An 11169-nucleotide genomic window follows, 5' to 3' on the forward strand; every position below is an offset into this window, starting at 1 on the left:
GATGAGGGAGCTTCACGCGAGCCCTAAATGGCCTGCCGCTTTCGTATCACCGGCGCGCTTGAGGTGCAGGCTTTTCAGGCCTTCTTCTCGCGGAACGGGTTCGCGGCTTGCGCGACGCTCGCCCACGAGTCGGGAGTGATGAGGAGAGGAACCGCATCTTGCTCCCAGAACACGCGAGCAACGATGTCGCCTTGAGCCTTCGTAAACATGACGAAAAGCATCGCAAGGTCAAACTTCTTGCCGGCTCGAGCATTGATATAGGCCACTGCGGCGTCCTCGAGTCTGCTTCGAGAAAAGACCCCGTGCGTAAAAGCGCCGCTCTCGACATAAAAGATCGGGTCGACCTGCTGCAGTGCGGTTCCTTCAAGTCCTGCGGCAAAAGTGAAGGCGACGTTGAAGCCATCCCACGAGCCTGAAAACTCGGAAACCTCATCGTGGATCAGAGAGACAAGTTGCGTAAGAAGACGTTCGACTTCGCTACCTGCATCACCTGTCGCAGTATTTTCGGATGTGGGGTCGTTGGTCATGAAGCCCTCAATTCCTCTGCAAGATCCCGAAGGGCGGCTGCACTCGCCGGGTTTGCGTCGCCGCCGAACCCCTCAACAAGATGGTAAGTGAAGCTATCGGCTTGCCGATCGAAATGGGCCACAAGCGTCGCGGCTTGGTCGGGATGCACCTGTTTCTCCAGGAAAACTTCAAAGAGTAGTTTCCGGTGCGCCTTTTCGAAGGCGAGGTCTACGGTGAAGGGCGGCTCTCCCTCAAAGTGCCCGAGTCTCGTCTCGAAGTTTTCCCCCGACGAGGTGTGCACCATGAACGAGGTCAGTCCTTCGAGGCGATCGACGTTTTCAAGACCGCGGCGAACTTCGTATTCGAACCGCTCAACCGGTGAACCGGCCCACGGGGCGCTAAATTCTGCCATATTCCCACCTTAGCGAGCTAGCCTGACTTCTGACTGGTGCGCTCTTCCCCCAAGTGCGTGAACGGAGCTAGTCACCGTCTCCCCCCAAGGCTTGTTCGCGCAGCGTCGGGAAGTTTCGCTCGCGAACGTCGGGCTGGTCTGTGACTCCGTACTTATTGGGGTTACGGCTGAAGCGCTGTTCCGCATTATTTTCGAAGAGAACAGAAAAATCGGCCCACTGTTTTCTGGTTTCCCGGTCTCGCAAAGTAATCTCTGTCAGGTAGTCAATTGGGCGTCCGGACTCTTCAAGTTTGACGTGTGCCTTCGATTCGACGTAGGACTTGTGTTCCGGCTTGACTGCGTCTCTAATGACACTCTCGAGTTGGTTGTATGGTCCACTATTGAGTCGCGTATCTTGAGGCAGATAGTTACCGGCCCCCAAGTTCGCTGCCCAACTATGGGCTTGCTTATGGCCCGCGTTGTCGGTTGGTTCCTTACCGAGCTCTTCGATGGCCTTTTGGCCAGCCTCTTGGTCAAGACGCGGAGCATCTTTGAACGTTTCAAAAATTGTCGCGCGATGATCTTCATAGTGGGGTGCCATGTCGAACTCGAATCTGTTTTGGCCTACCTTGGAGTCAACGTACCGCATACCTTCATCTGGGGCGTCAATTACTTCGGACTCCACATGAGGAGTGTCGCCGGCGGTCCGTGCGACGCGATCTTCAAGCGGGACGACAGTCTTTTCAGGGCGCACATACGAGCCATCTACAACTTTATGGTTAGAGTTGCGCCACTCGTCTCCCGCCCAGTGTTTCAGCGGATTTCGGTACTTTGGCAGAGTTCCGTCTTCACCACGGCCGAAGGTCTTCTCAAGTACTTCTTCATGCTTCATCGCTGTGTGCTGTCCATGCACATTGTCTGTATTGAAAAGATACTTGGCTGCGGCCGCCATCGACTCATTGCCCTCTTCAAGGTATTTATTAGCCAGGTCGGCACGACCGCGACTCTCATAGTAATCCACGGCATCGATCGGTTCATCGATCTTTTTGGAGTGGTGCTCCCAATCTGACGCAAGTTGTTGCTTCAAAGTCGGTTGGGAGGGGAGGTCCTTCGCGGCAGCCGCTCCAGCATGATTCGCGTGACTAGCGCCAGTCTTTCCGACAGTGTCTCCGTGCTGCGTGACCGTGCGTGCGCCGGAGCGTGCGAGGTCATCGGCACTATGCGCCGCACCGCTCGCACCAATTCGGGCCACGTCGTCAAGTGCGCCGGTGGCCGCTTTAGCTCCGGTGCGAGTGACACCTGCCGCGCCCATAGCTCCGAGAGAGGCCCTAGCGGCCTCCCCGAGTCCGGTCTTGCCGGCTGCAAGTGCTCCAGCTTTCCCGGCGCCCCTCAACGATGCCGCTGCGCCGCCCCTCGCCAAAGCCGCGGCTCCTCCCTTTGCGGCCGCGCCCGCGGTGGCTTTCGCGCCGGCGGTTGCGCCCATCTTCGCAAGCCCACCTGTGCCGCCGGAGGCAACGGTCATGATCGCATCCGGTGCGACTCGGCCGAGGTAGTAAGCTCGATCATCATTGAATTCTTGCCACTCGTTCGACACCCAGTTTTTGGTGCCGCTCACCACGGTCGAGGCAGTATCTTTGGCATCGAAGTTCTGCGCTGCAATAGCGAGCGAATCACGCATGCGGCCAAGTCCGCCGTTTTTCACGAAGTCATCTAGACCCTTGGCGGCATCAAAGATTTCTTGGCGATGCTCAAAGGCATACCGAACGCCGTTAACGGCTGACTTGCCAAGCGCCCAAAAAGCTTTACCCGTGTCGACAAGGGCATCCCATGCTCCTTGACCGAAGCGCATGAGCCAGTTGCCATCACGCCCTTCTCTGCCTCCGCCCGCATCAGGCATTTCAAAGCCGTTGTCGTTAAATCGCGCTGCAAGGTCCTCATCTGCGCTCTTGACGTCATCGCAGAGTTGCTGGACTTCAGTCTCGAGGCGACTGAGCTCAGCTTCGGCTTCGGCGATTGCTTCCTCGCGTTCCTCGTTGGGAACCTCGCGTTCTTCACCATCCGGACCAGTTTCGGCTTTGGTCTTGGGCATTGCCTCAGCCGCGGCAAGGGCTCTCTCAGCCGCAGCAATCTCTCGCTCAAGTTGGCGCTTGCGGCGCTGCAGCTCGGAGAGTTTCGATGCATAGTCGTCTAGCGCGCTCTTGATTCCGTCGGTGCTTGCCTGGACATCCGAGGCAATTGCCTTGGGTGTATCCATGGCCTCGTAGGCTTTCTCGGTGTTGTCAGCCTGGAAGGTCCCGGCGAGCGCGACCCACTCCGCTTGGGCCGAGGACACAAGGTCCAAAGTCTCGTGTCCAGCGTCGCGAATTTCTGCGCCGAGTTGGCGAACGGGGCCCGGCTCGTCAATGTCTGGAAGGCTTGCTGCAAGGCTCATGTCACGCTCCCGGTGCGTCGATAGTAGGAACGGAACCAGCAGCGCATCGTGAGTCATTGCTCATCGTTGCATCGGCGTCAGTAAAGGAATTTATTGCCTCGACCGTGCATGATGCGTTCTGGTACCCGAGCCCCTGAGCACCCTTGATTCCAACGGACAGAAAATCCTCTAAGTACGTGTTTGCTGCAGCGTTACTACTGGGGCTGTACTGTAGAGCGCTGCTTGCCGTGGACTTGGCTGAGTCAGCTTTATCCACGGCTGACGTCAATTTGTCGAGCAAGTCCAGTGCCTGCCCGATGATGTGCTTAGAAGCGTTGACATCGATGCTGTATTTCAACGTAATACCCCCTCGAAAGTTCACGGTTATTGCGAGTCCAGCAACCTCGTGATGGAGAGCTGGAGTAGCGGATATGGTGAGGCGCCATTGGTGGCGGCGGTGGCGTGCACGGCGAAGCGCCGGTAGGTTTGCCTATCGTCCCCTCGTGACTGCGCCGGAGCGGGGCGTCGAGCCCTTCCCGGCAGCCGTCGCCCTAGAACTGATGCGCTAGGGTCGCGGCGGGTTAGAGACCTTGACGGGGCCGTTCTCCATGCCCTCTTGCTTCACATTCCCTAAGTTGCGGGCCGTGAGGTCAGGCTGGTCCCATTCCTCGGAGTACTTTTTCGGATCCGGGTAGAACTCTTGGTTCCCATTGTTTTTAAAGTCAAGATCTGCTTCGAGCCACGAGGCGTCACTAGAACGATCGCGCAGTTCGATATCGAAATCGTACTCTGAGGGCCGACCGGTAGGAGTCAGGTACACGTCAGTTTCCGTGTATCCGACGCTGTCGTGATCCTCAACCCCCTTCATCACAGTTTCTTCTCCGTTACGGTAAGGGCCTCTGTTGAGGTCCCCGTTTTGGGGACGGAAATTCCCCGGTCCAGAGTTTGGGCTGAGTGCGTGCGGCTGAAGGTGTCCTGCATCATCGCCAGGAGTTTTTCCAAAGTTGGCTATATGCTTTCGTCCCGCTCTTTGATCAAGACGTTCCACTTTGGTGAACTTCTCTGAGACCTGCGACTCAACTTCGATGTAGTGAGACCTAACCCTATATATCGTCGTGTTCTGGCCGATTTCAACACGAACCTCGCGAACGTCGTCATTGACGTAATCCACGACGGTGGTCTTGGGGTCTGGGGCTTCGCCTCGAGCACGTTCCACGCGATCGGGTAGCTCCTCGGGGAAGTTGGTTTCCCCGGTGTATTCACCTGTATTGACCTGATAGTCAACAACACCGTTCCACTCCTGATAGGGAGAGAACGCAAACGGGTTGCTGAAGCCGCGATACACGTCTGTGTCTCCGCCACCGTAAGCCATGGCGCGATACTCGTCCCCGATTTGATCCGGGTTGAGGCCCGCGAGATAAGCGGCGCGTTCGGAATCTCCTTGAGCATGAGCCTGGTCGATGAGTTCCTGGCGGCCTTGACCATCGAAAAACTCGGTAGCGGAAATATTCTCCTCAGTCAGACCTCCGTGGGCCGACCTTTGTTTGTCAGACAGTGCACCGTGCACCCCGGCTCCGGCCGCACCGGCCGCTGTCCTCCGGCTCGCAGACCGGGCCCCTCTCTTCAAGACCTTGCCCGTGGCGTTGGCACCTTTGGCAGTCTTGCCAAGCACGCCGGCCCAGCCGGGGAGCAGGTAGGTCGAGGCATTGCCGAGCGAATACGCAGGGTCGTTCATCACCTCGATGAACTCGCCCTTGAGCCATGCTTTTCCATGGCGTTCGATCGAGGAGTGGCCGGGTGGGCTTGCGGCGTAATCCGCGGTTAATTCGGTAAAGGACCTCAAAGAATTTTCGAGTCCGCCGCTCTTGAAGAATTCTCTAAGCGTCAACGCCTGCGAAAAGGCCATGGACGTGTTGCGAATGAGGGCCAGGGGAGGTAAAGAGCTCAAACTTCCCATCGCGACAAGACCGAGGAGAGGGCGGATTCCATCTAGAACCCCCAGGGCAAAACGGCCGTTCAGGAGCCCATCGTTAAAATTCAGTACCGAGTGCACGCCTATCGATCCGTGGGCGAATGCGGATGCGGTGTTGGAGTCGGCGTTTTCTACGTCCATTTTAAGCATTGCGACGTCCACTTCGAGCTTCGCGAGTTTCGACTCCGCGGCATCGATTGCGCTTTCGCGCTCCTTATTAGGAACCTCGCGGGTCTCGCCAGGATTCGCCGGATCATCCTCAGTGACGGTTTCGGGCATCGCCTTTGCAGCATCGAGTTCGGCAAGAGCAGCCTCGATTTCGCTCGCGAGTTGGTCTTTACGTCGATGAAAGTCTTCGAGCTCGTCAGCGTAGTCTTGGAGCGTGTCCCCCAGAGTTTCGCTTTTCTCTTTGAGTGATTCTGCTGCAACTCGAGGCGTGTTCATTCCGTCGTAAACTTTGTGCTCTTGCGGATCGTGGTAGGAGCCCCTGATCTGCGCCCATGAGTCTTCTGCATTGATAACGATGGCGAGTGTGCTATGCCCAACGTTCTTAATATCTTCACCGACCGCGCGAACGCTCGATGGGTCATCAATGTCGGGGAGGTCAGAAACCGAAACCATTGCGCACCCCCGGAAGATCAAGGTCGGTGAGAGAGGAAAGCGCGTCATGCGCATCAGAGGACATTCTCGAGTCCCCCCCGGTGTACGCATTGCATGCGCCGACCGTGCTGGAAATAGTCGTCTGGGCGTAGTCGCGACTAACCATTATTTGTTGAGCCACGAAGTTTTCGAGGCAGCTTCGCACTGCAGATGACGTTTGTGGGCTGTATTGGAACGCAGTGGTCGCGTTAGATTCGGCCTCGTCTGTGAGCGCTAGCATTTGGTCCAGGCCGTCGATCGACGCTTGCGTCTCACTCACGACACCGGCTATGCCTCCTGGATCGATGCTGTATTCCATCTCTTTCCCTAGTTTCGAATCTTTGTGACGTTCTGGTGAAGTACTCGATTATGAAGGCGTGGTGCCTCCCGCGTGAAAGCTACCGCTGCAAAAGGGCACTCCAGCTCCGTAGTTCTGAACGGTGAGAAGGTAGGTGGGGAGGGCGTTTCGCTCAATGACCGCTGATCGCTCCTGCTTCGCCAGTGGCCGCGGTGAGGGGCGGCGAGCAGTTGATGAATGAGAGCTTGTGACCTCGAGGTACGTGCGACTTTGTGGCGAGTGATCATAAGCCCTGCCACCCCGGTTGTGGGGTGGCAGGGTGTGGTGGTGTGGTTAGCCGATGTTGGCGACGGCGGTGGCGGCGCGTTGTTGTGCGCCGGTTGCGGTTTCGTCGTTGCGGGCCATGGTGTTCTTGACGAGGTCGATGATGGTGCGGACCTCTTTGGAGGCGCGGTCCCAGCGCTGTTCGACGTGGCGGTATTCTTCGGAGACGCCGTCGGCCTGGAAGTCGCTCATGGCGGCAGCAACCTGCTGGTCACGCTGGGCGATGAGACCTTCGAGACGACCGATGATGCCGCCGAGGTCGCCCTGGACGGTCTGGGAAACGCTGGTGTTGAAGGAGATGCGGTCTGACGTAGGCATGGGTTTTCCTCTCTAAAGATTCAAAAAGTGGGGGATCAGCGCTGGCCGGAGAAGCGAGCGCCGTCGAAGTTGGCCGAGCCCTGTGCGGAGGTGGCGTTGTCCATCGACTCCTGGTCGCCGGTCTGGAACGCGGTGTCCATTCCGCCCTGGCCCTCAAGGATGCGACCGAGGGAGGTGTTGAGGTCGTTGCTGACCTCGTCGGTGCGGCCCTTGAACTGATCGAAAGCGGCGCGGCCAGCACCGTTGAAGTTACCTTCGAGAGGCTCAACCGACGCCACGAGCTGCTTGACGAGCGTGCCGAGGTCGTCGTTAGCGCCCTGGGTGTTGGTGGTGAGGGTGGAGAGGGTTGTGTTCCCCATATCGAATTTCATGATGTGCACTCCTTGGCAGTCTGGCAGGAGTGTGCGAACCTCGGCGTCAGAGCGCGTGCGGTTCCCACGCTTCCCCCTATTTACGGCGTCCGGGCCCTAAGTCCCGTTATCTGACCGTTACATAGAATCATGATTCCAAAGAGCTGTCAGTGGATCGCAATATTAATTTCCATTGTGTTTGCGTAGAGTTTACCTAAATGTGATGTTGGTAGTGGGGTGATTGAGATATCAAGTTAGCGCGTTCTGATTCTCCTTTAACGACGAGCAGCCCCACCTTCTACGCCTAAGCGAAGTACGCGTTTCGCGGGCGTATAAAGGTGGGGCTACTTGAGGTTATAAACGGGCTTTACGGAAACGCTGAGTTAGTTGCCAGCGCCCGAAAAGATCCTTTCCAGATCTCCAGGGGTGTGCTCGCCCACGATCCCGTGCTGGCGAAGGGTGCTCGCCACTTCAGGGTTTGCGTCAAGCGCGGTGTTGAGCATGTCTTCTGCCTGTTCGGGAGAGACGTTGCCGCCGCTGTCAATGACTTCGTGGATCGACTCTGCATCGACTCCCGTGATCGAGGAAAGATCGTTGACGACCTGATCCTTGAACTCGAAGTACTGGTGATTCAAGAAACCAAGCCAATCATTGGCTGCCGGCTCGTCGTGCTCAGGCGCAGGCGCTCCAGGCGCGGGAGCCCCAGGTGCTGGAGCATGCTCGGGTGCTGGTGCGAGCTCCGGCCCGGGCAGGGGAGCGACCGGCTGGGGTGCCGGGGGTGCGGCCTCGGGTGCAGGAGCCAACTCGGGCGCCGGGGCGGGATCCGGTGCAGGGGCCGGCTGTTGAGCAGGTTCTTCGTATACCGGAGCCGGTGCAGGAGCCGGAGCGGGTGCTGGTACCGGTGCCGGAGCAGGCTGCGGAGCTGGCTGGTAGCTTGGCGCTGGAGCAGGTGCTGGCGCCGGAGCGGGTGCAGGAGCCGGAGCCGGTGCAGGTGCGGCTTCAGGCGCCGGTGCGGGAGCTCGGCTCGGCTCTTCGGGGGCCGTCACGATCACGGGAGCCTCCGAATGCTGTGGGCCGCGCCCGGAACCGGGAGCAGGCGTAGGCTCCAAACCGCCAGGAGCAGGGCTCTCGGGCCCTGGTGTGGGCGGTGCTTGCGGCGGTGCGGACGGGACCGACGTTGGCGGGGCCGGATTCGCCCCGGACTGTCCAGAACCGCCTGGCCACCCCAAGTTCAGGTGTTCGCCCAGAGAGCCAAAGAGCCCCGTGTTGAACGCGTCCCTTGCCGGGTCTTGAACGGCCTTCTTTCCGACGTCCTTGGCGCCTTTGGAAAGGCTCTTCGAACCGATTCCTTGGTATCCCTTGGTGACAATTTGGGTGCCTTTCACCTCTACCGAAAGTCCACCCATAACGGCGGAAGGAGCGAGCCCTCCGATGGTGTAGAAAGGATCGTGCGCGAATGATACGGTGCCACCGAGGAGATAAGACTTCGCGTGACGGAGCATTGAGGTTTCAACCCCCGGGGTCACAGCATCGTGCAAAGTCGACGTTCCCCAATCAAGCACGCCGAGACCATTGTTGATTGCAAACCGCTGCATCTTCATGGTCAACCCATAGCCCGGGACCGCTGCGCTCATTGCGTGATCTGCAACGATGAAGGGGTTATTCATAACGGCCCCCGCGATGCTTTCGCGCCGGCTCCAAAGATCCATAAGGTTGAAGCGCAGCGTCCCGAAGATAACCTTGGGGATCCCAATGATGCCATCCCAAAGGCCCTTGAAGAAAGCGCCGCTTCGGAAACTGTCCTTTGTTTGTTCCCACGTGTGTGCCCCAAAGGAGGCGCGCGCAAGCTTCATCGAGAGGGCGGAGTCAGCCTGCTGGACTCGAGCCTTGAACGCGGCGACGGCCGCGGCGACTCTCGCGAGCTGTGCTGAGGCTGCATCAATGGCGTCAATGCGTTCCTGGTTGGGAACCATGCGGGTCTCGTCAGGATTGCCGGGGTCAGGCTCCTCGACCTGCTCGTCCATCGCGAGGGCAGCGTCCATCGCGGCGTTCGCGTCATCGATATCGGAAGCGAGCTGCGACTTCTCTTGCTCAAAGTCACGGAGCTCGCTTGCGTAGTCCTCGAGGTGGCCCTTGAGGTTGTTGGTCTCGGTCTGCAGGTTCTCAGCGACCTCCGAGGGCGTGCGGAAAACGTGAACCACTTTATCCGTCTCGGGCGCTTCGTAAGACCTGGCGATTTGAGTCCAGCTGCCCTCGGCAGCAGAAATCACTGAGTAGGTGTCGGCGCCGATCGAACCAAATTTGCCAGCGAGGGCATCAACCGCGCCTGGGTCATCGAGATCGGGAAGATCAGAAGTAGATACCATGTCACTCTCCAGACAGGTTGATCATGCCAAAATCGGCGGGGCTCTTGGTATACGGTGCCTTCCCCGTGGGGTTGTCGGGAGTGCATCGCCCGATCGGATCCGGCGCGGGGCCCGGGATCCCGGAACCCGATCCGCTCACGCCGGGAGCATCGATCAGGGGGATCGACGACGAAGCGCCGTTCGACGAATCGGCCATGAGTCCGTCGCCGTAAACGTAGTGTTGAACGGCGCTGAGTGTCGAGTCGACGTTGCTGCGTGCTCGCTCCTGGCAGTACGTCACTTCGTACAAAACGAAAAATTCAAGGCAGCGCTGCGCGGCGGTTGAGCTCAAAGGGCTGTACTGGAGAGCGCTACTGGCGTCGCCCATTGCTTCGTTCGTGCGATCAGCTACCCCCTCGAGCTCATCGAGCTGCGCTGATGCATCTTGTGCAGTGGCCCAGATCGCATCCGGGTCGATTACGTATTTCATCGAGTACCCCCTTATTGGCGAGTGTCACTCTCACTTCGTGTGCGGATCCCAACTCGCTGCGGAGGTGTCAGTGGATCAGCTGAGTGTGTCGGATCTGAAAGATCGGCAGTGATGAGACTTGCGCCCGTGTGGTTGTGGGTGTGCTTTGTGTGGCGCTTGTGGATTTGCGGTGGCCCTGCCACCCCGGTTGTGGGGTGGCAGGGTGTGGTGGTGTGGTTAGCCGATGTTGGCGACGGCGGTGGCGGCGCGTTGTTGTGCGCCGGTTGCGGTTTCGTCGTTGCGGGCCATGGTGTTCTTGACGAGGTCGATGATGGTGCGGACCTCTTTGGAGGCGCGGTCCCAGCGCTGTTCGACGTGGCGGTATTCTTCGGAGACGCCGTCGGCCTGGAAGTCGCTCATGGCGGCAGCAACCTGCTGGTCACGCTGGGCGATGAGACCTTCGAGACGACCGATGATGCCGCCGAGGTCGCCCTGGACGGTCTGGGAAACGCTGGTGTTGAAGGAGATGCGGTCTGACGTAGGCATGGGTTTTCCTCTCTAAAGATTCAAAAAGTGGGGGATCAGCGCTGGCCGGAGAAGCGAGCGCCGTCGAAGTTGGCCGAGCCCTGTGCGGAGGTGGCGTTGTCCATCGACTCCTGGTCGCCGGTCTGGAACGCGGTGTCCATTCCGCCCTGGCCCTCAAGGATGCGACCGAGGGAGGTGTTGAGGTCGTTGCTGACCTCGTCGGTGCGGCCCTTGAACTGATCGAAAGCGGCGCGGCCAGCACCGTTGAAGTTACCTTCGAGAGGCTCAACCGACGCCACGAGCTGCTTGACGAGCGTGCCGAGGTCGTCGTTAGCGCCCTGGGTGTTGGTGGTGAGGGTGGAGAGGGTTGTGTTCCCCATATCGAATTTCATGATGTGCACTCCTTGGCAGTCTGGCAGGAGTGTGCGAACCTCGGCGTCAGAGCGCGTGCGGTTCCCACGCTTCCCCCTATTTACGGCGTCCGGGCCCTAAGTCCCGTTATCTGACCGTTACAGACAATCATGACCGTCATGCGTTGTCACGAGAATCAACCAAAAAGTTTCGTGATGTTTCCGTGATGTTCACCTAGGTGGCTCTTCTCAGCGAATGCATGCACAATGT

At 58.8% G+C, this 11169-nt stretch carries 12 protein-coding genes; all 12 read right to left on the reverse strand.

The annotated features are described in order from the left end of the window. Positions 1–74: 74 nt before the first annotated feature. Positions 75–527 carry a hypothetical protein gene (locus tag M3B90_RS07790; protein ID WP_259889616.1) on the reverse strand — a complete coding sequence of 151 codons (453 nt, stop codon included), beginning with the start codon at positions 525–527 and terminating at the stop codon, positions 75–77. Next, a complete protein-coding gene (locus M3B90_RS07795) occupies positions 524–919 on the reverse strand; it encodes a hypothetical protein (protein ID WP_259889617.1) in 396 nt (131 codons plus the stop codon). The genes M3B90_RS07790 and M3B90_RS07795 overlap by 4 nt, the downstream gene beginning before the upstream one ends. A 67-nt stretch (positions 920–986) precedes the next feature. Continuing rightward, positions 987–3329, reverse strand: coding sequence for a hypothetical protein (locus tag M3B90_RS07800; RefSeq protein WP_259889618.1), 2343 nt, complete (start codon positions 3327–3329; stop codon positions 987–989). 1 nt (position 3330) lies between these two features. Further along, the gene (locus M3B90_RS07805; protein WP_259889619.1) at positions 3331–3666 is read right to left on the reverse strand and encodes a hypothetical protein; all 336 of its coding nucleotides are present in this window, start codon (positions 3664–3666) and stop codon (positions 3331–3333) included. A gap of 207 nt (positions 3667–3873) precedes the next feature. Continuing rightward, positions 3874–5949 (reverse strand): hypothetical protein, encoded by a 2076-nt coding sequence (locus M3B90_RS07810; RefSeq protein WP_259889620.1) that lies wholly within the window; start codon positions 5947–5949, stop codon positions 3874–3876. Further along, positions 5885–6238: a DUF6507 family protein gene (locus M3B90_RS09665; protein ID WP_396122487.1), complete on the reverse strand. Its 354-nt coding sequence runs from the start codon at positions 6236–6238 to the stop codon at positions 5885–5887. The genes M3B90_RS07810 and M3B90_RS09665 overlap by 65 nt, the downstream gene beginning before the upstream one ends. A 312-nt stretch (positions 6239–6550) precedes the next feature. After that, on the reverse strand, positions 6551–6859 hold the full coding sequence (locus tag M3B90_RS07815; protein WP_259889621.1) for a pore-forming ESAT-6 family protein: 309 nt from the start codon (positions 6857–6859) through the stop codon (positions 6551–6553). Between the two features lie 35 nt (positions 6860–6894). Beyond that, entirely contained in the window at positions 6895–7230 is a 336-nt protein-coding gene (locus M3B90_RS07820; protein WP_259889622.1) for a hypothetical protein, read from the reverse strand. A 362-nt stretch (positions 7231–7592) separates the two neighbouring features. Next, complete coding sequence (locus M3B90_RS07825; RefSeq protein WP_259889624.1) at positions 7593–9575, reverse strand: hypothetical protein; 1983 nt, start codon at positions 9573–9575, stop codon at positions 7593–7595. 1 nt (position 9576) lies between these two features. Continuing rightward, complete coding sequence (locus M3B90_RS07830) at positions 9577–10044, reverse strand: hypothetical protein (RefSeq protein ID WP_259889626.1); 468 nt, start codon at positions 10042–10044, stop codon at positions 9577–9579. A 216-nt stretch (positions 10045–10260) separates the two neighbouring features. Further along, positions 10261–10569: a pore-forming ESAT-6 family protein gene (locus tag M3B90_RS07835; RefSeq protein WP_259889621.1), complete on the reverse strand. Its 309-nt coding sequence runs from the start codon at positions 10567–10569 to the stop codon at positions 10261–10263. Between the two features lie 35 nt (positions 10570–10604). After that, on the reverse strand, positions 10605–10940 hold the full coding sequence (locus M3B90_RS07840; RefSeq protein ID WP_259889622.1) for a hypothetical protein: 336 nt from the start codon (positions 10938–10940) through the stop codon (positions 10605–10607). Positions 10941–11169: the final 229 nt, after the last annotated feature.

It is taken from the genome of Dermabacter sp. p3-SID358, assembly GCF_025147465.1.
In the GTDB taxonomy this organism is placed as follows: Bacteria; Actinomycetota; Actinomycetes; order Actinomycetales; family Dermabacteraceae; genus Dermabacter.

What these genes read in the sequence shown, in the direction of transcription:
- M3B90_RS07790 (WP_259889616.1), bottom strand. Translation starts at nt 527, where the DNA reads ATGACCAACGACCCCACATCCGAAAATACTGCGACAGGTGATGCAGGT.
- M3B90_RS09665 (WP_396122487.1), bottom strand. Translation starts at nt 6,238, where the DNA reads ATGGAATACAGCATCGATCCAGGAGGCATAGCCGGTGTCGTGAGTGAG.
- M3B90_RS07835 (WP_259889621.1), bottom strand. Translation starts at nt 10,569, where the DNA reads ATGCCTACGTCAGACCGCATCTCCTTCAACACCAGCGTTTCCCAGACC.
- M3B90_RS07840 (WP_259889622.1), bottom strand. Translation starts at nt 10,940, where the DNA reads ATGAAATTCGATATGGGGAACACAACCCTCTCCACCCTCACCACCAAC.
- M3B90_RS07795 (WP_259889617.1), bottom strand. Translation starts at nt 919, where the DNA reads ATGGCAGAATTTAGCGCCCCGTGGGCCGGTTCACCGGTTGAGCGGTTC.
- M3B90_RS07820 (WP_259889622.1), bottom strand. Translation starts at nt 7,230, where the DNA reads ATGAAATTCGATATGGGGAACACAACCCTCTCCACCCTCACCACCAAC.
- M3B90_RS07810 (WP_259889620.1), bottom strand. Translation starts at nt 5,949, where the DNA reads ATGACGCGCTTTCCTCTCTCACCGACCTTGATCTTCCGGGGGTGCGCA.
- M3B90_RS07815 (WP_259889621.1), bottom strand. Translation starts at nt 6,859, where the DNA reads ATGCCTACGTCAGACCGCATCTCCTTCAACACCAGCGTTTCCCAGACC.
- M3B90_RS07800 (WP_259889618.1), bottom strand. Translation starts at nt 3,329, where the DNA reads ATGAGCCTTGCAGCAAGCCTTCCAGACATTGACGAGCCGGGCCCCGTT.
- M3B90_RS07830 (WP_259889626.1), bottom strand. Translation starts at nt 10,044, where the DNA reads ATGAAATACGTAATCGACCCGGATGCGATCTGGGCCACTGCACAAGAT.
- M3B90_RS07825 (WP_259889624.1), bottom strand. Translation starts at nt 9,575, where the DNA reads ATGGTATCTACTTCTGATCTTCCCGATCTCGATGACCCAGGCGCGGTT.